This window comes from Devosia ginsengisoli, from assembly GCF_024707105.1.
In the GTDB taxonomy this organism is placed as follows: domain Bacteria; phylum Pseudomonadota; class Alphaproteobacteria; order Rhizobiales; family Devosiaceae; genus Devosia; species Devosia ginsengisoli_A.
Genome location: NZ_JANQAJ010000006.1, coordinates 713,744 through 734,390, shown reverse-complemented (window position 1 = coordinate 734,390; position 20,647 = coordinate 713,744). Strand labels below are relative to the sequence as shown.

General features: G+C 64.1%; 20 protein-coding genes and 2 pseudogenes. 8 read left to right on the top strand and 14 right to left on the bottom strand.

Annotation, left to right across the window (positions count from 1 at the left end; genetic code table 11):
* Positions 1 to 65: 65 nt before the first annotated feature.
* Positions 66 to 1,451 (top strand): serine hydrolase, encoded by a 1,386-nt coding sequence (locus tag NVV79_RS07440; protein WP_303987676.1) that lies wholly within the window; start codon positions 66 to 68, stop codon positions 1,449 to 1,451.
* Entirely contained in the window at positions 1,448 to 2,089 is a 642-nt protein-coding gene (locus tag NVV79_RS07435; RefSeq protein WP_303987675.1) for a chloramphenicol phosphotransferase CPT family protein, read from the top strand. The genes NVV79_RS07440 and NVV79_RS07435 overlap by 4 nt, the downstream gene beginning before the upstream one ends.
* Here the strand turns inward: NVV79_RS07435 and NVV79_RS07430 are convergent.
* On the bottom strand, positions 2,046 to 2,582 hold the full coding sequence (locus NVV79_RS07430; protein ID WP_303987673.1) for a cytochrome b: 537 nt from the start codon (positions 2,580 to 2,582) through the stop codon (positions 2,046 to 2,048). The two genes, NVV79_RS07435 and NVV79_RS07430, sit on opposite strands and share 44 nt — an antisense overlap.
* 74 nt (positions 2,583 to 2,656) lie before the next feature.
* Here NVV79_RS07430 and NVV79_RS07425 point away from each other — a divergent pair, with 74 nt between their 5' ends.
* Complete coding sequence (locus NVV79_RS07425; protein ID WP_303987671.1) at positions 2,657 to 3,106, top strand: MarR family winged helix-turn-helix transcriptional regulator; 450 nt, start codon at positions 2,657 to 2,659, stop codon at positions 3,104 to 3,106.
* A gap of 182 nt (positions 3,107 to 3,288) precedes the next feature.
* Here the strand turns inward: NVV79_RS07425 and NVV79_RS07420 are convergent, their stop codons facing one another.
* From NVV79_RS07420 to typA, 8 genes and pseudogenes are all read right to left on the bottom strand, one after another.
* Entirely contained in the window at positions 3,289 to 3,843 is a 555-nt protein-coding gene (locus NVV79_RS07420; RefSeq protein WP_303987669.1) for a dihydrofolate reductase family protein, read from the bottom strand.
* A gap of 455 nt (positions 3,844 to 4,298) precedes the next feature.
* Complete coding sequence (locus tag NVV79_RS07415; RefSeq protein ID WP_303987668.1) at positions 4,299 to 4,652, bottom strand: endonuclease domain-containing protein; 354 nt, start codon at positions 4,650 to 4,652, stop codon at positions 4,299 to 4,301.
* Positions 4,653 to 4,887: 235 nt separating this feature from the next.
* Positions 4,888 to 7,033 (bottom strand): annotated as a pseudogene (locus NVV79_RS07410) (sodium-translocating pyrophosphatase).
* A gap of 159 nt (positions 7,034 to 7,192) precedes the next feature.
* The gene (locus tag NVV79_RS07405) at positions 7,193 to 7,537 is read right to left on the bottom strand and encodes a hypothetical protein (RefSeq protein ID WP_303987666.1); all 345 of its coding nucleotides are present in this window, start codon (positions 7,535 to 7,537) and stop codon (positions 7,193 to 7,195) included.
* A gap of 77 nt (positions 7,538 to 7,614) precedes the next feature.
* Entirely contained in the window at positions 7,615 to 7,926 is a 312-nt protein-coding gene (locus tag NVV79_RS07400) for a DUF167 family protein (protein WP_303987664.1), read from the bottom strand.
* Between the two features lie 6 nt (positions 7,927 to 7,932).
* The gene (locus tag NVV79_RS07395; protein WP_146290932.1) at positions 7,933 to 8,226 is read right to left on the bottom strand and encodes a YggT family protein; all 294 of its coding nucleotides are present in this window, start codon (positions 8,224 to 8,226) and stop codon (positions 7,933 to 7,935) included.
* 347 nt (positions 8,227 to 8,573) lie between these two features.
* Positions 8,574 to 9,194, bottom strand: a complete 621-nt coding sequence (locus NVV79_RS07390; protein WP_303987661.1) for a DedA family protein — start codon at positions 9,192 to 9,194, stop codon at positions 8,574 to 8,576.
* Between the two features lie 158 nt (positions 9,195 to 9,352).
* On the bottom strand, positions 9,353 to 11,167 hold the full coding sequence (typA, locus tag NVV79_RS07385; RefSeq protein WP_303987659.1) for a translational GTPase TypA: 1,815 nt from the start codon (positions 11,165 to 11,167) through the stop codon (positions 9,353 to 9,355).
* 285 nt (positions 11,168 to 11,452) lie between these two features.
* Here typA and NVV79_RS07380 point away from each other — a divergent pair, with 285 nt between their 5' ends.
* A complete protein-coding gene (locus tag NVV79_RS07380) occupies positions 11,453 to 12,139 on the top strand; it encodes an outer membrane protein (RefSeq protein ID WP_303987658.1) in 687 nt (228 codons plus the stop codon).
* A 21-nt stretch (positions 12,140 to 12,160) separates the two neighbouring features.
* On the opposite strand, the gene NVV79_RS07375 is transcribed toward NVV79_RS07380, so the two are convergent.
* The 3 genes from NVV79_RS07375 to NVV79_RS07365 form a co-directional block, all read right to left on the bottom strand.
* Positions 12,161 to 12,544: a VOC family protein gene (locus NVV79_RS07375; RefSeq protein ID WP_303987656.1), complete on the bottom strand. Its 384-nt coding sequence runs from the start codon at positions 12,542 to 12,544 to the stop codon at positions 12,161 to 12,163.
* Positions 12,541 to 13,179, bottom strand: a complete 639-nt coding sequence (locus NVV79_RS07370) for an RNA polymerase sigma factor (RefSeq protein ID WP_303987655.1) — start codon at positions 13,177 to 13,179, stop codon at positions 12,541 to 12,543. The genes NVV79_RS07375 and NVV79_RS07370 overlap by 4 nt, the downstream gene beginning before the upstream one ends.
* An 81-nt stretch (positions 13,180 to 13,260) precedes the next feature.
* Positions 13,261 to 14,184 (bottom strand): hypothetical protein, encoded by a 924-nt coding sequence (locus NVV79_RS07365; protein WP_303987653.1) that lies wholly within the window; start codon positions 14,182 to 14,184, stop codon positions 13,261 to 13,263.
* Positions 14,185 to 14,337: 153 nt separating this feature from the next.
* Between NVV79_RS07365 and NVV79_RS07360 the strand changes: the two genes are divergently transcribed.
* Positions 14,338 to 14,910 (top strand): TetR/AcrR family transcriptional regulator, encoded by a 573-nt coding sequence (locus NVV79_RS07360; RefSeq protein WP_303987651.1) that lies wholly within the window; start codon positions 14,338 to 14,340, stop codon positions 14,908 to 14,910.
* Between the two features lie 2 nt (positions 14,911 to 14,912).
* Here the strand turns inward: NVV79_RS07360 and NVV79_RS07355 are convergent, their stop codons facing one another.
* On the bottom strand, positions 14,913 to 17,009 hold the full coding sequence (locus NVV79_RS07355; protein ID WP_303988351.1) for a bifunctional diguanylate cyclase/phosphodiesterase: 2,097 nt from the start codon (positions 17,007 to 17,009) through the stop codon (positions 14,913 to 14,915).
* 176 nt (positions 17,010 to 17,185) lie between these two features.
* Positions 17,186 to 18,409: pseudogene (locus tag NVV79_RS07350) on the bottom strand (argininosuccinate synthase).
* A 127-nt stretch (positions 18,410 to 18,536) separates the two neighbouring features.
* Here NVV79_RS07350 and NVV79_RS07345 point away from each other — a divergent pair.
* From NVV79_RS07345 to NVV79_RS07335, 3 genes are all read left to right on the top strand, one after another.
* Positions 18,537 to 19,004 carry an Lrp/AsnC family transcriptional regulator gene (locus NVV79_RS07345; protein WP_303987649.1) on the top strand — a complete coding sequence of 156 codons (468 nt, stop codon included), beginning with the start codon at positions 18,537 to 18,539 and terminating at the stop codon, positions 19,002 to 19,004.
* 75 nt (positions 19,005 to 19,079) lie between these two features.
* Positions 19,080 to 19,727: a LysE family translocator gene (locus NVV79_RS07340; protein ID WP_303987647.1), complete on the top strand. Its 648-nt coding sequence runs from the start codon at positions 19,080 to 19,082 to the stop codon at positions 19,725 to 19,727.
* 58 nt (positions 19,728 to 19,785) lie between these two features.
* Positions 19,786 to 20,634 carry a 23S rRNA (adenine(2030)-N(6))-methyltransferase RlmJ gene (locus tag NVV79_RS07335; protein WP_303987645.1) on the top strand — a complete coding sequence of 283 codons (849 nt, stop codon included), beginning with the start codon at positions 19,786 to 19,788 and terminating at the stop codon, positions 20,632 to 20,634.
* The last annotated feature ends 13 nt before the right edge of the window (positions 20,635 to 20,647 follow it).

Sequence of the window (20,647 nt, the reverse complement as noted above, 5' to 3'; positions counted from 1 at the left end):
GCCTCATCCCTGCCGCATGGATTGTGCATGCCGGTACGCGGTCCATGCACAATCCGGAGGCTCCGATGCAACGCGCCTTTGCCGCCCTCGCCACCGTGGCCCTGCTCGCCACGCCCCTCATGGCGCAGGAGGCCACCATGCCGCCTGACGCCGCGATCGAGCAGATCCTGGCCGACCGCATCACCCGCGACCAAGCCAATGTGGCAATCGCGGTGGCGGTGATCGAAGGTGGCGTGTCGCGCTTCATCTCGCATGGCACGCTGTCGAAGGACGATCCGACGCCGGTCGATGAGCACACCTTGTTCGAGGCCGGCTCGATCACCAAGCTCATGACCAACCTGCTGCTGGCACAACTGGTGGTCGATGGGCAGATCGATCTCGACGCACCGCTGACCGACTATCTGCCCGAGGGCACCGTGCTGCCCGAGCGCGATGGCAAGGTCATCACCGCCTTCGATCTCGCCACCCACAGTGCCGGCTTTTCCGGCCTGCCGGAGGCCCTGATCGCCAAGGGCGCCGCCAATCCCTATTCGGGCTATGGCGCCGACGAGCTCATGGCCTGGATTGCCAGCTATGAGCTGCCGCGCGCTATCGGCACCCAATTCGAATATTCCAATGTCGGCATCGCCCTCTTGGCCCAGGCCATCGAACATGTGAGCGGCAAGCCCTATGCCGAATTGCTGCAGGAACAGATTTTCGATCCCCTCGGCATGACCGAAACCAGCCTTGCCACCGCGCCCGGCACCATTGCCGGCATGGCGCAGGGCCACGACGCGGCGGGCGAGCCAGTGCCCAACTGGGACATGGAGGCCTTTGCCCCTGTGGGCGCGCTGGTCACCAATACCACCGACCTCGCCAAATTCATCGCCGCCGCCAGCGGCGCCGTGGAAAGCCCGCTCACACCGGCCTTCGCCATCATGCTGGACCGCACGAGACCCACCGGCGGGGCGGGTGAAGTCATCGGCCTGGGCTGGTTCAACCTCACCGAAGGCGGGCGCGACATCGCCTGGCACAATGGCATTACCGGCGGCTATCGCAGCTTTGCCGGCTATGACCGCAAGACCGGCAATGGCGTCGTAGTGCTGTCCAGCATGGTCACCGAAGCCGGCATCGAGGATATCGGCCTGCATCTGCTGGATTCCACTTTGCCGTTGCGGCCCCAGCCAAAGCCGCGGGAAGTCGCCGAAATCGATCTTTCCATCCTGCCCGATTATGCCGGCCAGTATCTGCTGGCGCCCGGCGTTACCATCGCCATCACCACCGAAGATGACCGGCTCTTTGCCCAGTTGACCGGGCAGGAGCGTTTTGAAATCTTCCCGGAAAGCGAACGGCGCTTCTTCTTCCGTGTCGTCGATGCCCAGATCACCTTTGCCGATCCGGTGGAGGGCGCCGCGCCAAGCCTGATGCTGCACCAGAACGGACAGAATATGACAGCGATCCGCGTGCCATGACCGGTCGTATCGTCATCCTCAACGGCGCTCCCCGCTCCGGCAAATCCTCCATTGCCAAGGCCATGCAGGCGCGATTGCCCGGCCACTGGATCAATCTGGGCGTCGATGCCCAGAATGCGAGTCTACCCGAAGCGCTGAAGCCGGGGATAGGTTTGCGGCCGGGCGGGGAAATGCCCGAACTGGAGCCCGATGTGATGCGGCTCTACCTGGCGCTGTATGACGCTATTGCCGCTCATGCCAGGCAGGGTTTTGACGTGGTTGCCGACCTCGGCCATCATGACTTCTATTCGACCCCGCTCGGCATCCTGCCGCGTTGCGCCCAGCGCATGGCGGGGCTCGATGTGCTGTTCGTGGGGGTGCTCTGTCCCATCGAAACCATCATGCGCCGCCGCAATGCCGATCCGCAGGGCGGCTTCTATGCGGCGGGCGAGGGCGTGCCCGAGCCGGTGCGCCGCTGGCAGGAAGCGGTACATGTGCCGGGCATTTACGACCTCGTGGTCGATACCGGCACGATGACCCCGGATGGCTGCATCGACGCCATCGCCGCGGCTTTGGCCAAGCCACCGCAGCAGCGGGCCTTCGAAAAGCTCGCCGCTATGAGCCCAGCCCCATCCGCGCCAGCAGACGATCGCGCCTGACGAACTGGTGCCACAAAGCCGCTCCGACATGGCCGATGAGCAGCACGATCAGCGCCCGCGCCAGCAGCCCATGCACCGTGAAGGGCGGCGCCAGGGTGAAATCGGGCAAGGGCAGCGGCGCCGCGCCGGCCAATTGTGCGCCGCCGCCGCTGAGGATGAGCGTGGCAATGCCGCTCGAGACCATGACGAGGATGACGGCGTAAAGCCCGTAATGAACGAAGCGGGACGCCAGCACCTGCCCGCGCGACAGGCCGGCGGCAGCGGCAGGGCGCCGGTCGAAGGCCAGAAACCACACGATGCGCAACAGGGTCAGCACCCCGATCAGCACACCGGTGACGGCATGGCCGCGCAGCAGGGTGAGCTTGGCCGCCTCGTCACTCGTATTGGCGGCGGTGAGGCCGCTGGCCAGCATGCCGAGAACGGCAATGGCCGTGATCCAGTGGATGGCGATGGCGACGCTGCCATAGCGCGTTGGACTGCTGGTGAGCGACATGACGGGCTCCTTGCGGGGCATTGGTTGAGGGGTTATAGATAGCACACTATGTATTTAGATAGCAAGCTATGTAAATGGTCCTGACCCGCGAAACCTCCGCCGGCTACATGGCCAACTGGGCCGCGCGCCTGTTCAGCCGCGAACTGGAGCGGCAGCTCGCCCCAACAGGCATCGCCCCGGCCTATATGCCGGTGCTGTTCGCCCTGGCCGATGGCGGCACGCTGACGCAGAAGGAACTGACCCGCCGCGCCGCGGTGGAGCAGCCCACCATGGCCGCCACGCTCAAGCGCATGGAACGCGACGGCATGATACACCGGCGGCAGGACCCCGGGGATAAACGCAGCGCCCTGGTCGCGCTGACGCCGCTGGCGCTGGGCAAGGTGGAGACGGTGGAGCGCGTGGTGACCGCCATCAACGCGCTGGCGCTGGAACAGCTCGATGTCGGAGAGCGCAGGCAATTTTTGAGCCTGCTCGGCCGCGTCATCGCCGTGCTGGAAGCGCAGGATGCGGATTTGGGGTCGTAACTTGCCCACGCCGCGCACCATCTCCCTTCTCCCCTTGCGGGAGAAGGTGCCCGAAGGGCGGATGAGGGGTCTGCGCTGTCCACCAGCATCAAAGCATAGGCGAGCGCAGAACCCCTCACCCTGACATTTCTGCTGAACGCAGAAATGTCGTCCCTCTCCCGCAAGGGGAGAGGGGAAGGGCGTCAGTCCGCCCGCTTGCCATAGGTCAGCAGGGCGTTGCCCTTGCTGGTGATCTGGCTGTTGATAAGCTCCAGTCGCGTGGTGGGGGTGCCGTCTTCGAACAGGCGCTTGCCCTTGCCGGCAATGACCGGGTGGACGATGAGGGTCAATTCGTCCAGCAGCCCGGCCAGCGTGAGCTGGCTGACCAGCGACAGGCCGCCCATGGCGGCGATCGTGCCGCCCGCCTGCTGCTTGAGATCGCGCACGAAGGCTTCGACATCGCCTTCGATCAGGGTGGAATTCTGCCAGGTCAGGTCACCCTGCTTCAGCGTGCGCGAGGCGACGAATTTGGGAACATTGTTGATATAGGCGGCGAAATCCATGTCCTCGCCGGCATTGGGCCAATAGCCCGCCCATTCCTGATAGCCCTTGCGGCCCAGCAGTACCGTATCGACATCGACCATGACGCTGCCGAGCAGCGCGCCCAACTCATCGTCAAAGCTGTCGAACTGGAACTGGTCCGGGGCCTCGGCCACGCCATCGATGGAGTAGAACAGGCCTGCAGTCACTTTACGCATTGGTATTCTCCCGTGTGTCCGGCGACCCTCCCGGCCGCCATCTGACAGGGCGACGAGCGGGGGGAGCGGAGTTCGACATTTTTCCGCGAAGTTTTTTGCAACGGTGACGGCCGGACGGCTCTCCAGCCTCCGGTTCTACAGGTGAGCGGACCCCGAGACGGCTGACGCCTCTAAGTAATTAAGAGTGAGACGGAAGCCGTCTCGGGGCGCCGGTTTTTGGAACTGTACGGGGGGTCGCGCACACGCTTCCGCCCGGGCTCGAACCTGCGCGGCGGCGAGCCACGCCCGGCCCCCACCGCCACTGTTCGCCTGCAGGCCGCCGCGCGGGGTGATGGAAGGTTTTGGGGGCGGAGATAAGATGGATAAGTCGAGGATGTCGAGCGCCTCACCCCCTCCTGCCTCCCCCATCAAGGGGGGAGGATGGGAGGGGGTGACGAGAGCCACGATGACGGTGTCTAGGCGGTGGGTCCGCTTGCACCCAGCGCCGCCGCAACGGCATCGTATACCGCCTCTTCATTGTCCATCACATCGAGGTTGGTAAAGCGCAGCACGCGGTAACCTTCACCGACAAGGAAGGCCGTCCGGACCGCATCATGGGCGATGCCGCGGTCCGTATAGTGACTATCGCCATCAATCTCGACCACCAGCCTGGCGCTGTGACAGGCGAAGTCAACGACATAGCGTCCGATCGGTGCCTGCTTGCGGAAGTGCCAACCCTGCTGCCTCAAGGAATAGATCAGGCGCCAGAAGCGGATTTCTGCCTGTGTCGGCTGTTGGCGCAGAATTCTGGGCAGGGATGACTTGGGCATAAGGACGAGCACTCCTCCGTCTTAGCCTCGATGCCTCAGTCGACACCCTCCCCCTTGTGGGGAGGGATCAAGGGTGGGGGTGGGATTGGCCCCGACATCGTGGCTCTCGTCACCCCCTCCCAACCTCCCCCATCAAGGGGGAGGTGCCGCCCGGTGGGTGGGGCGCAGTCCTCGTGCTCAATAAACGACGGCCGGGAATGACCCGGCCGCCACAGTTTTCGTCCAGACTGATGCCTCACCCCAGATGCGCCAGCACGGCGAGCAGCAGCAAGGCCACGATATTGGTGATCTTGATCATCGGGTTGACGGCCGGGCCGGCCGTGTCCTTGTAGGGGTCGCCGACGGTGTCGCCGGTGACGGAGGCCTTGTGGGCATCCGAACCCTTGAGGTGCTTGACGCCGTGGCTATCGGTGAAGCCGTCCTCGAAGCTCTTCTTGGCATTGTCCCAGGCACCGCCGCCGGCGGTCATGGAAATGGCGACGAAGAGGCCGGTGACGATGACGCCCATCAGCATGGCGCCCAGAGCCGAGAAGCCGGCAGCGGCGCCCGCGATCCAGTAGATCACGAAGAACACCACGATGGGCGACAGCACGGGGAGCAGGCTCGGCACGATCATTTCCTTGATCGCCGCCTTGGTCAGCATGTCGACGGCCCGGCCGTAATCGGGCTTTTCGGTGCCGGCCATGATGCCCGGCTTTTCCTTGAACTGGCGGCGCACTTCCACCACGACCGACTGGGCCGCGCGGCCCACGGCGGTCATGCTCATGCCGCCGAACAGGAAGGGCAGGAGGCCACCGAACAGCAGGCCCACCACGACATAGGGATCGGCCAGCGAGAAGGTGAGCTGACCCACGCCCTGGAAGATGGCGGGAGCATCGGGCAGGCCCGAGAAGTAGATCAGGTCCTGCGTATAGGCCGCGAACAGCACCAGGGCGCCCAGGCCCGCCGAACCGATGGCATAGCCCTTGGTGACGGCCTTGGTGGTGTTGCCGACCGCGTCGAGCGCGTCGGTATTGTGCCGCACGGCCGCGTCGAGGCCGGCCATTTCGGCAATGCCGCCGGCATTGTCGGTGACCGGGCCAAAGGCGTCGAGCGCCACCACGATACCGGCCAGGGCCAGCATGGTCGCGACGGCGAAGGCGATGCCGAAGAGACCGGCAAGATTATAGGTGACGATGATGCCGGCGATGATGACCAGCGCCGGCAGGGCCGTCGATTCCAGCGACACGGCGAGGCCCTGGATGACGTTGGTGCCATGGCCGGTGACCGAAGCTTCGGCGATGGAATTCACCGGGCGACGACCCGTGCCGGTATAGTATTCGGTGATGACGATGATGAGGCCGGTAATGACCAGGCCGGCCACGCCGCACCAGAACAGGGCCCATGGGGTGAAGGTCTTGTCGGAGGCCTCGATGGCGACATTGAGATCGCCGAAGACGAACCACAGGACCGGGAGCAGAGCCACCAGCGACAGCACGCCGGTGGCGATGATGCCCTTGTAGAGCGCGCCCATGATGTTGTTGTCGGCACCGAGCTTGACGAAATAGGTGCCGATGATCGACGTCACCACGCAGGCGCCGCCAATGGCCAGCGGCAGCACCATGCCGATGAGCTTGAAAGCGTCGGGCAGGATGATGGCGGCCAGCACCATGGTGGCGACGATGGTCACCACATAGGTTTCGAACAGGTCGGCGGCCATGCCGGCGCAGTCGCCGACATTGTCACCCACATTGTCGGCAATGGTGGCCGGGTTGCGCGGATCGTCTTCCGGAATGCCCGCTTCCACCTTGCCCACCATGTCGCCGCCCACATCGGCACCCTTGGTGAAGATGCCGCCGCCGAGACGGGCGAAGATGGAGATCAGCGAGGCGCCGAAGCTGAGGGCCACCAGCGCGTCGATGACGATGCGGCTGGTGGGCTCGAAGCCCAGCATCTGGGTCAGCACGATGAAATAGAGCGTGACGCCGAGCAGGCCGAGGCCAGCCACCAGCATGCCGGTGACCGCGCCCGACTTGAAGGCCAGGTCCAGCCCCTTGCCGAGCGAGGAGACCGCGGCCTGGGCCACGCGCACATTGGCCCGCACCGACACATTCATGCCGATGAAGCCGGCGGCGCCGAGACAGCACCGCGCCGAGCAGGAAGCCGATGGCGGCATAGATGCCGAGCAGGAAGAAGGCGGCGATCAGGATGACCACGCCGACAATGCCGATCGTGGTATATTGCCGCTTGAGATAGGCCGATGCGCCTTCCCTTACGGCCGCCGAGATTTCCTGCATGCGGGCCGAGCCGCTGTCGGCGGCAAGCAGTTGCTGGGTGGTGATCACGCCATAGACGATGGACAGAGCGCCGCACAGGACGATCAGCCAGAGTGCCAAAGTCATTCGAAGTCCCTCTAGATTTTCCTCCGGGGACTCAACGCAAGATCCGATGCCAGTCCTCCAACCCGCACGGCCTGCCCTCCTAGAGCCCCTTCCGGGGAGGAGATTAACGGGATTGTTTGGTTAAGCAATGGATATTGCGATGCTTTGTCGCAGTCGGACCTAGCGTGTGATCGTGAGGCCACCGGGCCTGGGCGCGACCGATGGCTTGCCGCCACCCGGCGTCCGGCCCGGATCGGCGATGACGCTGTCGACATTGACATGCGGCAGGCGGGCGCCGCCCACCCGGGTCCAGACCTCGCACTCGCCTTGCGGGGTGGGGCAGACGATCGTCGAGCCATCGACGACGATGACGATCACGTCGCCACCGCTATTGTCATAGATCACCTTGCAGCCGGGGCGCGCCTCGCAGGCGCGCGCGGCGTCGATCCCCTTCATGGCAAAGGCGGGCAATGGGGAGAGCATGGTCAAGGCCGCGACTGCGGCACACAGCAAACGACGTTCCATTTCAAATCCTCCGGTTCAGGACCGATAGTCCTGTCGTCAGGATTGTCATCTACGGGCTGAATGGCGGCTGAATGCGCTCAGCCGAGCGCATCGACGCCCGCGGCCAGCACGGCACCATCGCCGCTGACTGCCAGTGTCTTGAACCGGCTGGTGTCGCCTGCCGCGACTGATATGGCCGATTTCGGCACGCCCAGTGCCTTGGCCAGCAGCGCCACCGCCGCCGCATTGGCCTTGCCCTTGTCGGGCACCGCCTTGACGCGGATGCGCAGCACGCAGCTTCCGTCATCGCGGATTTCGATGCCCTCGATAGCATCGCGCCCGGCATTGGGGGTGACGCGGACAAACAGGCTCAGCCCCGTGGGGCCGAGCCGATAGGGCTGTCCCGCCACCGCCAATCAGCTCAGCAGCATGCGCGGCAGGTCGTTGGCGATGAAGGATTGCAGGAAGAAGATGATGACGAAGACGATGATCGGCGACAGGTCGAGCCCGTTGATCGGCGGAATCACCCGACGGATCGGCCGCAGGATCGGATCGGTGATGGAATTGACCACCCGCCACAGCCCGGCAACGAACTGATTGCGCGTATTGATCACGTTGAAGCTGATCAGCCAGCTCATGATGATCATGATGAGAAAGACCCACCAGACCAGGGTCAGGATCATCGACAGGGTTTGCAGCAGGGCGATCATGGCGCTCTCGGGTGGTTGCACTGCCCGCCTATGTAAGGCCAAGCCGGGCGGCTCACAAGTGGCGGGCCCAAAGCGTTTTCAGCAAAAGTGCCCACGGTTTTGCGTTCGAAAACGCGAACAGACCAAAGCATGAGGGTCCCGCTCCGGTCGCACGGAACGAGACCCCAATGACTGACATCCGGTACGCAATACAAAGTCTGCCGGACGGCGGGAGCAATGCACGAAGCGTGCCAGACCGGACAGGCCCGGAAATGCTGGCTATAGAGATTAAAGTGCTGTGAACATTCGCGTTTTGCAGCGGTTCCTGCCTCGCAGAATGCGAGGCGCATTGCATTTTGCGACAGGCATCAGGGGTTCGGCGGCGTCGGCTTCCTGGCCGGCTTCCAGGTGATGACGCGGAAGAGATAGAGCAGCACCACGCCGGCCAGCACGATATAGCTCAGCGGATCGAGCACGACTTCGACCAGCTCGTAATGCTCATGCAGGATATAGCCGGCCAGGGTCAGGATCGTGTTCCAGATCAGCGCCCCGGCGGTAGAGGCGAGCAGGAAGACCGGCAGCGGCATGCGGGCAAGGCCGGCCGGAATGGAGATCAGCGTGCGCACGATGGGCATCAGCCTGCCGACCAGCACGATGATGGGGCCGAACCGGCGGAAGAAGCCGACCGCCATGTCGATCTCGTCTGCATTCATGGTCAGCAGCCGCCCATAGCGGTCGGCCAGCCAGCGCACCCGTTCGAGCCCGAACAGCCGCCCGGCGAAATACCACGGCAGCATGCCCACCACCGCGCCGACCGTGGCGGCGGCCAACACGCCGAAGAAGTCGAGCTGGCCATTGGCGGCGGCAAAGCCGGCAAAGGGAATGATCAATTCGGACGGAATGGGCGGAAAGATCGATTCCGCCAGCATGACGAGGAAGATGCCGAGATAGCCGAGATCGGAAATGGTCTGGATGATCCAGTCGGTCATGGGGGCTCCTCGAAGTCTTGCGCTCGTGGCCCCACCCCACCCTCAATCCCTCCCCATCATGGGGAGGGAGGCGCAGACTGAGACCCCGCAGCTCCATCGTCTCCCTCCCCCTTGTGGGGAGGGATCAAGGGTGGGGGTGCCGGCGAAGCCGGCTCTCCTTACGCCGACTTCGCGGCGCGGCTCATGCGCTTGCGATCATTGGGGTCGAGCCACATCTTGCGCAGGCGGATCGACTTGGGGGTGACCTCGACATATTCGTCATCGGCGATATAGCCGATCGACTGTTCCAGGGTCAGCTTCTTGGGCGTGGTCAGGCGCACCGCCTCGTCCTTGGACGTGGTGCGGATATTGGTGAGCTGCTTGCCCTTGAGCGCGTTCACTTCCAGGTCGTTCTCGCGGCTATGCTCGCCGATGATCATGCCTTCATAGATGTCGACACCGGCATCGATCATGATCGGGCCGCGATCTTCCAGGTTCCACAAGGCGAAGGCCACCGACTGGCCGGTGCCGTTGGAGATCAGCACGCCGGTGCGGCGGCTGGCCAGTTCGCCCTTGAACGGTGCGAATTCATGGAACAGACGGTTGAAGATGGCGGTACCGCGCGTGTCGCTCAGCAATTCGGCCTGGTAGCCGATGAGCGAGCGGGTGGGCACCAGCAGGCGAATACGGGTGCGGCCGACGCCCGAGGGACGCATGTCGGTCAGCTCACCCTTGCGCTCGGTCAGCTTCTGCACCACGGCGCCGGTATGCTCATCATCGACGTCGATGATGACTTCCTCGATCGGCTCCAGCTTGACGCCGTTTTCTTCCTTGTACAGCACTTTGGGGCGGCCGATGGTCAGCTCGAACCCTTCGCGGCGCATGTTTTCGATCAGCACGGCCAGTTGCAATTCGCCACGGCCGGCCACGTCGAAACTGTCATTGTCGGTGCCCGGCGTCACCTTGATGGCGACATTGCCTTCGGCTTCGCGCATCAGGCGCTCGCGGATGACGCGCGACTGCACCTTGTCGCCTTCGCGACCGGCCAGCGGGCCGTCATTGATGCGGAAGGTCACCGACAGGGTCGGCGGATCGATGGGCTTGGAAGCCAGCGGCACGGTGACCGAGGGCACGGCAATCGTATCGGCCACGGTCGTGGTCTCGAGACCGGCAATGGCGACGATATCACCGGCTTCGCCGACATCGATCGGATTGCGCTCGAGGCCGCGGAAGGCCAGCACCTTGGAGACGCGGCCCTTTTCGACAATCTTGCCTTCGCGGTTGAGCGTGTGGATGGCATCGCCCGCCTTGACCGAACCGGAGAAGATGCGGCCGGTCAGGATGCGGCCGAGGAAGGGGTTGCGCTCGATGGTGGTGACCAGCATGCGGAACGGGCCCTCTTCAACCTTGGGCTCGGGCACATGCTCGATGACCTTGTCGAGCAGCGGCGCCAGGCTTTCGCGCGCGCCATCGGGCTCGTTGGCCATCCAGCCCAGCTTGGCCGCACCGTAAAGCACGGGGAAATCGAGCTGTTCGGGGGTCGCGTCGAGCGCGATGAACAGGTCGAAGATTTCCTCGAGCACTTCGAGATGCCGCTCGTCGGACTTGTCGATCTTGTTGATGGCCACGATGGGACGCAGGCCCTGGGCCAAAGCCTTGCCGAGCACGAACTTGGTCTGCGGCATCGGGCCTTCGGCCGCGTCGACCAGCAGCACCACGCCATCGACCATGGAAAGGATGCGCTCCACTTCGCCGCCGAAATCGGCGTGGCCGGGCGTATCGACGATATTGATGCGGGTGTCTTTCCAGAGAAGGGACGTGACCTTGGCCAGAATGGTGATGCCGCGCTCGCGCTCGATATCGTTGCTGTCCATGGCGCGTTCTTCGACGCGCTCATTCTCGCGGAAGGAACCGGACTGCTTGAGCAGGACGTCGATCAGCGTGGTTTTGCCGTGGTCGACGTGGGCGATAATGGCGATATTGCGCAAGGACATATGGGGTCGGCCTCTGGGTGGCATGATCCCAGAACCGGGTCCGCGTCTTGGGGAGGCGGACTGCAACGGACGAACCATGCGGGATGAACGCACACCAGCTCCCGCGAAACGCAGGACCGGCGCATTTGGCGCTGCCATACAGGAACAATGGGTTTTCCACAAGCGCAGCACGCGCAGAGGTGGGTTGCGGCGTTAACGACGGCGACCGTGACAGCCGCCCGCATCGATCATTTGTTAACCATGATTGTTCATCTTTGGCGGCACTGACGATGTGGAGCGCCTGCCATGACGCGTTGCGTGTGCCTCTTGGTATTGTCGAGCCTGACACTCGTTCCCGGCGCAAAAGCGGCCGACACCTATCCCGCATTCGACGGTCGCGGCAGCTACGGCCAGAGCGGCTATGACTGGTCCGGCGCCTATATTGGCGGTCATGTCGGCTATGGCTGGGGCGGCGCCAGCAATGACTTTCTCCATGTCGTGACGCTGACCTGGGATCCCGATGGCGACATTGCCTATCAGAGCGTCACCGGGGGCCTGCAGGCCGGCTACCAGCAGCAGCATGGCAACATGGTCTTCGGCGTCGAGGCCGATCTGGGCCTGGGCCGCTTTGTCGGCGACGATTCCCAGGCCGCTGGCCGGATCAACGAGATCGAGATCAACGCCCTGGCCACCCTGCGCGGCCGCCTGGGCTGGGCCGCGGACAATCTGCTGGTTTACGGCACGGCGGGCCTCGCAGCGGCAAGTTTTGCCAAGCGCGAAGCCGGTGACCCACCGATTGCCGCGCAACTGGCCACGGGCTGGACGGCCGGCGGCGGCGCCGAGCTGGCGCTGGACGAACATTGGCGGGTCCGCGCCGAATACCTGCATATTCGCCTCGGCGATGTCGAGACATTCATCCCGGCCGGCTACCGGCACCGCGCCAATGCCCCATCGGTCAATCTGCTGCGCGCCGGCATAAGCTACAGCTTCTAGCACCGGCGCGCCCGGCCAGACCTATTTCAGCGAGCGCGGAAACTCTTCCGACTGCCAGAGCCCGAGGCCAAAGCCATCCGGGTCCAGAAAGTCGGCGCTCCAGCCGCCCGGCGCCTCCGAAACCGGGGTGACGATGGTGACGCCCTGCGCGACCAGCGCCGCCACGACATCGTCAATGCCGCCGCCCTCGACGGTAAAGACCAGGGCCGGCGTATTGCCGCGCACGCCGTCCATTTCGAAGAAGACGAGATCGAGTCCGCCCTCCAGCGTGCCGGAAAGCCAGAACGGCTCGGCACCCTCCATGCGGACAAGCTCGAGACCCATCGTCTCGTTGTAGAATTTTTCGGTGCGGGCGATGTCGCTGACATAGAAGACGATGCTGGCGCTTTTGGGTTTGAAGCTCATGACGAGCCCTCCATTGTGGTTTGCACTGCCTGTTGCCGCGAGGTCGGCTTTTGTGAGCGCGCGACGATGAAAAGATGCCCATCTGGGTCATGGCTGGCGAACAGGCCGCCATGCCGCAACAGGCTCGGCAGCAGCGCATCGCGGATGCGGCCATAGGCGAGGTCGAGGCTGAGCCCCGGCAGACCGGCCGGCGCGGCCAGCCCCGCCTGCACCACGCGGCGACGCAAGGCGCTGATGCGCTGGCGCAGGGCGGCATCGGAAAGATCGAGCAGAAAGGCGATCTCCCGCCGGTTGTGACCGGAAAGGGTGAGCGCCGCCACCGCCCTCAGCGCAGGCGGCAGCGCCACGAGCAGCGCCTGGACGTCAGTGGGTTCTCCGGCCACAGGCGGCGTCACCGCCTGGGCCTGCCATTGGGTTTCGCGGCCCCGCCGGCGCATAGCGCCACGTGCGGCCATGCGCGCCCGGTTGCGCACCACGCCGCTGAGCCAGCGCGCCGTATCGCCGGCGTCGAAATCGGTGCGGCCGGCCAGCACCGCAGCCAGCAGCGCCTCCTGCACCATATCCTCGGCCGCCCCCGCGTCGCGGGTCTCGCGGCGGGCTATGGCACGGAGCTGGGCATAAAGACCTGGACGCATAGGCCGAGTCTGGCAAAGGCCCTCGCCAAAGGCAATCACCGCACCCCCATTCCAGAGGATGCGGTGACCGCCGGAATCAGGTCACTTGCTCTCGACCGTCCCTTCAGGTCCGGGGCTGGCGCGCAATACCGCAATTGCGTCCTCCCAGGCCGGGTTGCCCGGATAAAGCGCGCTGCGCAGATAGGCGGTGGAAAGCCGCTGGATGGCTGCGACCCGCGCCGGACTTTCATCGCTGGTTTCCTTTGCCTCGTAACCGGAGATGCCGCCGAGCGAATGCTCACCTCCGAAAACGGTGAAGAGGGCCTTGCCGGCAGGGCTCAGGTCATAGGCTTCGCGCCACCATTCGGGACCTCGCACCGTCATCGCGCCCTTGTCATTGTCACCGGCAATCACGAGGGCCGGCGTGGTCATCGCGGAAAAATCCGGATGCATGAACGGGAAATGCTCGGCCGCAAAGGGGCTGAGATTGGTGCCGCCCGTGCCCGGCACCGCCAGCAGGATGCCCGCCTTGATCCGCTCATCGGCGATATCGACAACCGAGCCGTCATCGGGATCGGGGTGGGTCGCGCCGAGCAGCATGCTGGCGGTCTGGGCGCCCCAGGAATGACCTGCCACGGCGATACGGTCGCGATCGAGCCGCCCGGCTATGGCGGGCGCCATGGTCTCGATGCGGTCGAGCTGGTCGAGGATATCGGTCAGGTCGGTCTCCCGGAGCCGCCAGACCTGGCGCTGACGCGGATCGTCTGCCGCCATGCCCAGCAAGCGCGAATCGAGATGGGTGGGCTGGATGACCACGAGGCCCTGCCCGGCCCAATGATGGACCAGCGGGCCATAGCTATGCAGCGACTGGCCGAAGCCATGCGAGAAAATGACGACGGGCAGCGCCTGCCCGCCGACCGGTGCGGAAATGCGCAGATGCAGGTCCGTCCCGCGCCGGGGTGCGGCGAGCCGGAGAGGTGCGTAGGAGACGACAGGCGAAGCGGTTTCGGTTTGATGATCGGACATGAGAGCCCCTTGCTTGGCTGCTGGCCGAACCGGCCTGGCTCGGCTATAACAAGAAATCGGAGCGACGCTCCGTTTGCCTTTCGCATATACGGAGCATTGCTCCGTTTAGCAAGAGGCGCTGCCTGCTGGACATGAATAATGAGGAAGCCGGCCATGGCCGATGCCCGACAAAAGCCGAACCGACAGCTGCGCGCCGATGCGCAGCGCAGCGAAGACGCTGTGCTGGAAGCGGCCAGGACAGTCTTCGCTGCTTCCGGCGTCGATGCGCCGGTGCGCGAGATCGCGGCCAGGGCCGGGGTGGGCATGGGAACGCTCTATCGCCGCTTCCCCAAGCGGGCGGACCTTGTCGCGGCGGTATTCCGTCGGGAAGTCGATGCCTGCGCCGCAGCAGCACCGGCGCTGGCGGCCGAATATGCGCCCGGCCAGGCACTGGCCCGCTGGCTGCAGCGCTATGCCGAATTCATCGCTACAAAAACGGGGCTTTCGGCTGCCCTCCATTCGGGCGATCCCGCTTTCGATACGCTGCCTGCCTATTTCCGGGCCAGCTTCGAGCCGGCCCTGGCCATGCTGCTCGATGCGGCAGCATCAGCGGGCGAAATACGGCGGGATATCGCCCCCTATGACCTGCTGCGCGCCATCGGCAACCTGTCGGTGGCCGACCAGGCGCATACCCGGCGCATGGTCGATCTCATCGTGGATGGCCTGCGCTTCGGCGCGGCGGAATAGGCTCAGGACGCCTTCTTGCTTTTGACCTGAGTGCTGACCGCTTCGGAATGCAGCAGGTTGGCCAGAGCCGCCGGCGCCAGGGGTGGGGAGAACAGGAAGCCCTGCACCTCGGACGCGCCCTGGGCGCGGACCATTTCGAGCTGTTCCTCGGTCTCGACACCCTCGGCCGTGGTCGACATGCCCAGCGACTGCCCCAGCCCGATCACCGCCTTGATGATGGCCTGGCTGTCGCCGCGGCTGGTCAGGTCGCGCATGAAGCTGCGGTCGATCTTGATCTTGTCGAAGGGGAAGCTGCGCAGATAGCTCAGCGAGGAATAGCCGGTACCGAAATCGTCCATCGAGATGCGCACGCCCATGGCGCGCAAATCGTGCAGCACCTTGAGATTGGTGTCGTTCTCGGCCAGCAGCAGGCTTTCGGTGATTTCCAGCTCCAGCCGCGTGGCCGGAATGCGCGCCTCCGATAGCGCCGACTTGACCAGGCCCAGCAGGTCCCGGCTCTTGAACTGCACCGGCGACAGATTGACCGCGACGCGGATTTCGCCCGGCCAGGTCGCGGCCGTCTTGCAGGCCTCGCGCAATACCCATTCGCCGATGGCGACGATGAGCCCGGTTTCCTCGGCAATGGGAATGAATTCGACCGGCGAGATGGTGCGGCCTTCATGGTCCCAGCGCAGCAGGGCCTCGACGCAGGTAACACGGTTTTCCTTGAGGCCCAGCAAGGGCTGGAACATCAGCCGCAATTCCTCGCGCTGCAAAGCCAGCCGCAGCCCGGCCTCGATGGAGCGGCGCTGCTGCAGGTCGGCATCCATGCCGGTCTCGAAGAAGTGGTAGGTCGAGCGGCCTTCGCTCTTGGCCCGATAGAGGGCGAGATCGGCATTCTTGACCAGGGCATCGGTCTTGACCCCGTCGCCCGGCCCGATGGCAATGCCCACGCTGGCGCCGATCTCGACCTGCTGGCCGCCGATCGACATGGGCGCACCGATGGACTTGATGATGCGATCGGCCACCTTGGCGGCGTCGGCGGCGCTGTCGATGGGCCGCATCAGCAGCGCGAATTCGTCGCCCCCCAGCCGCGCCAATACGTCGGTTTCGCGCGTCGTGCCCCAGAGGCGGGCCGAAGCCTGCTTGATGACCTCGTCGCCCACGGCATGACCCAGCGTATCGTTGACCGCCTTGAAGTGGTCGAGATCGATATAAAGCACGGCCGCCATTTCACCGCGGCTGAGGCCGGCCTCGGTCTTGGCCATCTGTTCGAGGAATTCGATGCGGTTGGGCAGGTCGGTCAGCGCGTCGTGCCGGGCCAGATGCCGGATGCGCGCCTCGTTCTGTCGCTGCTCGGTAATGTCCTCATGCGTCGAGACCCAGCCGCCATCCTTCATCGGATGGTGCTGCATCATGATGGTGCGGCCGTTGAGCTCGTGGATATTCTTGCCATATTCGCGCCGGTTGATGACGTCGCGGCGCCAGACGATATATTCATCGCGCGTGCCCCCCGCGCTCATGCCCATGTCGAACAGGTGGCTGAGGATGTCTTCGAGCTGCGTGCCCGGCCGCAACAGGCTCGAAGGCAGGTTGTAGATGCGCGCGTAGGGCTCGTTGCAGATGACCAGCCGCCCCTTGGCGTCCATCATGCATAAGCCCTGGCTGATATTGTTCACCGCGGCATCGAGCCGGATATTCTGCCGTTCGAGCTCCAGCTTGCGCTTCTGCGCTATTTCGATGCGGGCGATCTCGTCGGTAATGTCTTCATGCGTCACCACCCAGCCCAGGGCGTCCGAATAGATATGGGCGGTTTCGATGGTGCGGCCGCCACGCACCGCTTCCTGCCGCTTGGCGCGCGCACCGCCGCGATTGGCCAGCAACTCGCCGGTATAGATTTCGTAGAATTCTTCGGGATCTTGCCCGGTATGGTTGCCGAGCCGGTTGGCCAGCTGCACCACTTCTTCCAGCGTCATGCCGCGATAGATGGCATCGGCCGAGAAGCCGTAGAGATCGCGATAATGCTTGTTCCACATCACCAGCCGGAACTGGGGGGACCAGACGCAGAAGCCATAGGGGATGTTCTCGAGCGCAGCGTCGAGCAGCAAAGCTTCAGCCATCTCGCTCAAGCTGCCAGCGTCTTCTGCTCGCACCCGCCGCTTCTCCCGTCCCAATGCTTTCTGCAATGACGCCGCACGAAAGCTAGATCGTTCTTGTTAACGAGCGATTAAGTTCGGATGGTGAAGGCCGGCCCGGACCATTCAGGGATGATCCAGACCGCCCGCAGATGCATGGCTCAGCCGCGCGCCTTCTTGTTGCGCGCCGCCCAGGTCTTGAGCCGGAGGCCATTGAGGCGGATGAAGCCTTCGGCATCCTTGTGGTCATAGGCCACCGCGCCTTCTTCGAAGGTCACCAGATCTTCCGAATAGAGGCTATAGGGCGACGTGCGCGCCACCACATTGGCGCTGCCCTTGTAGAGCTTGACCGAGACTTCGCCGGTGACGAATTCCTGGCTCTTGTCGATCAGCGCCTGCAGCATTTCGCGCTCGGGCGAATACCAGAAGCCATTATAGATAAGCTCGGCATATTTCGGCATGATCTCATCCTTGAGATGGGCCGCGCCCCGATCCAGCGTGATCGACTCGATGCCGCGATGGGCATGCCAGAGCACGGTGCCGCCGGGCGTCTCATAGACACCGCGCGACTTCATGCCGACGAAACGGTTCTCGACCAGGTCCAGTCTTCCCACGCCATGCTTGCCGCCCAGCTCGTTGAGCTTGGTGAGCAAATCGGCCGGCGACAGGCGCACGCCATTGACCGAAACCGCATCGCCCTTCTCGAAGCCGACCTTGATCACTTCGGGCGTATTCGGCGCCTGTTCGGGATCCACGGTGCGCTGATAGACATAGTCGGGCGCTTCGACGCCCGGATCTTCCAGCACACGGCCCTCGGACGAGGTGTGCAACAGGTTGGCATCGACCGAGAACGGGGCTTCGCCGCGCTTGTCCTTGGCGATCAGGAATCTGGTTCTGCTCGGCATATTCGAGCAGCTTGGTGCGGCTGCGCAGGTCCCATTCGCGCCAGGGCGCGATCACCTTGATCGACGGGTCGAGCGCATTGGCCGTGAGTTCGAACCGCACCTGGTCATTGCCCTTGCCGGTGGCGCCATGGGAAATGGCGTCGGCGCCGGTTTCCTGGGCGATCTCGACAAGGCGCTTGGCGATCAGCGGACGGGCAATCGAGGTGCCGAGCAGGTAGAGCCCTTCATACATGGCATTGGCGCGGAACATCGGGAACACGAAGTCACGCACGAATTCCTCGCGCAGGTCCTCGATGCGGATATCCTTGATGCCGAACATTTCGGCCTTCTTGCGCGCCGGCTCGAGCTCTTCGCCCTGGCCAAGATCGGCGGTGAAGGTCACCACTTCGCAATCATAGGTTTCCTGCAGCCATTTGAGGATGATGGAGGTGTCCAGCCCCCCGAATAGGCCAGCACGACCTTCTTGATATCTTTTGCCATTGGCATCCCGCTCCCGGTTTAATGCTGACATAATAGGCCAATCATCGCGCAACAATCTTGCGATAATCGCAATTTTGGCGCATCTGTTGGCATATCCTGCCACATGACACACTAAATTGCGTGCGACATGCCAGAAATACTCGACGCCATCGATCGCCGCATCCTCCGAGCATTGCAGCGCAATGGCCGCATGTCCAATGTGGAACTGGCCAATGAGGTGGGTCTCTCCCCCTCCCCCTGCCTGCGCCGCGTGAAGTTGCTGGAGGACCGGGGCGTCATCGACCAGTATGTCGCGGTGCTCAACGGCCCGGCCATCGGGCTGGGTCTCACGGTCTTCGCGCGCATCTGGTTCAAGACGCAGGATGCCGAAACCACCCATCAATTCGCCGAGACGGTGCGCAAATTCCCCGAAGTGGCCGAATGCTATCTCACGACCGGGGAATGCGACGCCATCATGCGCGTCGTCACCACCGACCTGCATGCCTATTGGCGCTTCCAGTCCGACTATTTGATGCGCATTCCCAGCGTGCAGAGCGTCAAGACCGACGTGCCGATGGAGACCATCAAGCGCAGCCACGAATTGCCGCTGGGCTGATCGCATTGACGCAGTGGCCAGCGGGAATGACGCGGTGATAGAAGAGTGCACCGCACCTCTTTCGGCAGCAATCCGATGCCCACCTTCATCCCCGATCTGTCCGTCATCCTCGCCTTCGCGCTGGCCGGTTTCGTGCTGGCAGTCACGCCCGGCCCCGACATGGCGCTGTTCGTCTCCCGCACCATGAACTGGGGCCGTTCGCATGGCTTCGCCACCGTGCTGGGCGCCATGACCGGCATTGCCGTGCATACGACGCTGGTGGCTTTCGGTATTTCAGTGCTGATCGTCACCGCCCCGGCCGCCTTCTGGGTGCTCAAGATCGTCGGGGCGCTCTATCTCGTCTGGCTGGCCATCCAGGCGGTGCGCTCGGGCGGCGGCATTCTCGTGGTACGCACGGCCGGCAAGCAGCCGAGCTGGTGGCAGAGCTACATGACCGGGCTGGGGATCAACCTCACCAACCCCAAGGTCGCCCTGTTCTTCGTGACCTTCCTGCCGCAATTCGTCTCTGCCGACGATCCTGTGGCGGTGGGCAAGCTGCTGTTCCTCGGCGTCGAATTCGTCGTGGTCTCGCTGCCTGTGGTCATCGCCATCGTGCTGTTCGCCGAATGGCTGACCCGCACGCTCAGGGAAAATGCCTGGGTCGGCAAGGCGCTCAACTGGAGCTTTGCCGCCGTTTTCATGGCCTTCGCCGCGACCATCCTGCTGGCAGAAGGCCGAAAATGATCTTGATGGTCGCGCTCGCGAACCGAAAAAGTCTGCAACTTTTTCTGCTCACGCTCCCATGAACTATCGCCACGCCTTCCATGCCGGCAATTTCGCCGACGTGGTCAAGCACCTGATCCTCACTCGCATCGTCGAATACCTCAAGCGCAAGCCCGCCGCCTTCCGCGTGCTCGATACCCATGCGGGCGTCGGCCTCTACGATCTCGAAGGCGACGAAGCCGGGCGTACCAGCGAATGGGTCGATGGCATTGGTCGGCTGATCGGTGCTGCTCTGTCCGGCCCGGCGACGGAGCTGGCCGCACCCTATCTCGACGCGATCAGGGCCCAGAATCCGGGTGGCGGCCTGCGCTTCTATCCCGGCTCGCCGCTCATCGTCAGGCACCTGCTGCGCGAGCAGGATCGGCTCTTTGCCCTCGAACTGCATCCCGACGATGCCGCCGCTCTGCGCGAGAACTTTGCCGGCGACATCCAGACCCGCGCCACCCATCTCGACGGCTGGGCCGCCCTGGGCACCCATCTGCCGCCCAAGGAAAAGCGCGGCCTCGTGCTGGTGGACCCGCCCTTCGAGGAAAAGGGCGAATTCGCCCGCATGGTGGCCGGCCTGGTGAAAGCCCACCAGCGCTGGCCGGGCGGGATCTATGCCTTCTGGTATCCGATCAAGGAACCCGCCGAAGTCGAGCAATTCATCCGCGACCTCAAGGCGACGGGCATGACGAAAATCCTCCGCATCGAACTGACGACCCGTGCGCCCAGCACGCCTCCAAGGCTGCATGGCACGGGCATGATCGTGGTCAATCCGCCCTTTGTGCTGGAAGAGGAAATGCAGGTTCTGCTGCCGGAACTGGCCAACCTGCTGGCCAGTGAGGGGCAGGGAAAGTGGCGGATGGACTGGGTGGCGGAAGAGTAATTTCGCGGCAGCC

Excerpts from the sequence above, each read along its gene's own strand:
- NVV79_RS07440 (WP_303987676.1), top strand. The coding sequence starts at position 66 with ATGCAACGCGCCTTTGCCGCCCTCGCCACCGTGGCCCTGCTCGCCACG.
- NVV79_RS07435 (WP_303987675.1), top strand. The coding sequence starts at position 1,448 with ATGACCGGTCGTATCGTCATCCTCAACGGCGCTCCCCGCTCCGGCAAA.
- NVV79_RS07430 (WP_303987673.1), bottom strand. The coding sequence starts at position 2,582 with ATGTCGCTCACCAGCAGTCCAACGCGCTATGGCAGCGTCGCCATCGCC.
- NVV79_RS07425 (WP_303987671.1), top strand. The coding sequence starts at position 2,657 with ATGGTCCTGACCCGCGAAACCTCCGCCGGCTACATGGCCAACTGGGCC.
- NVV79_RS07420 (WP_303987669.1), bottom strand. The coding sequence starts at position 3,843 with ATGCGTAAAGTGACTGCAGGCCTGTTCTACTCCATCGATGGCGTGGCC.
- NVV79_RS07415 (WP_303987668.1), bottom strand. The coding sequence starts at position 4,652 with ATGCCCAAGTCATCCCTGCCCAGAATTCTGCGCCAACAGCCGACACAG.
- NVV79_RS07405 (WP_303987666.1), bottom strand. The coding sequence starts at position 7,537 with ATGGAACGTCGTTTGCTGTGTGCCGCAGTCGCGGCCTTGACCATGCTC.
- NVV79_RS07395 (WP_146290932.1), bottom strand. The coding sequence starts at position 8,226 with ATGATCGCCCTGCTGCAAACCCTGTCGATGATCCTGACCCTGGTCTGG.
- NVV79_RS07390 (WP_303987661.1), bottom strand. The coding sequence starts at position 9,194 with ATGACCGACTGGATCATCCAGACCATTTCCGATCTCGGCTATCTCGGC.
- typA (WP_303987659.1), bottom strand. The coding sequence starts at position 11,167 with ATGTCCTTGCGCAATATCGCCATTATCGCCCACGTCGACCACGGCAAA.
- NVV79_RS07380 (WP_303987658.1), top strand. The coding sequence starts at position 11,453 with ATGACGCGTTGCGTGTGCCTCTTGGTATTGTCGAGCCTGACACTCGTT.
- NVV79_RS07375 (WP_303987656.1), bottom strand. The coding sequence starts at position 12,544 with ATGAGCTTCAAACCCAAAAGCGCCAGCATCGTCTTCTATGTCAGCGAC.
- NVV79_RS07370 (WP_303987655.1), bottom strand. The coding sequence starts at position 13,179 with ATGCGTCCAGGTCTTTATGCCCAGCTCCGTGCCATAGCCCGCCGCGAG.
- NVV79_RS07365 (WP_303987653.1), bottom strand. The coding sequence starts at position 14,184 with ATGTCCGATCATCAAACCGAAACCGCTTCGCCTGTCGTCTCCTACGCA.
- NVV79_RS07360 (WP_303987651.1), top strand. The coding sequence starts at position 14,338 with ATGGCCGATGCCCGACAAAAGCCGAACCGACAGCTGCGCGCCGATGCG.
- NVV79_RS07355 (WP_303988351.1), bottom strand. The coding sequence starts at position 17,009 with ATGGCTGAAGCTTTGCTGCTCGACGCTGCGCTCGAGAACATCCCCTAT.
- NVV79_RS07345 (WP_303987649.1), top strand. The coding sequence starts at position 18,537 with ATGCCAGAAATACTCGACGCCATCGATCGCCGCATCCTCCGAGCATTG.
- NVV79_RS07340 (WP_303987647.1), top strand. The coding sequence starts at position 19,080 with ATGCCCACCTTCATCCCCGATCTGTCCGTCATCCTCGCCTTCGCGCTG.
- NVV79_RS07335 (WP_303987645.1), top strand. The coding sequence starts at position 19,786 with ATGAACTATCGCCACGCCTTCCATGCCGGCAATTTCGCCGACGTGGTC.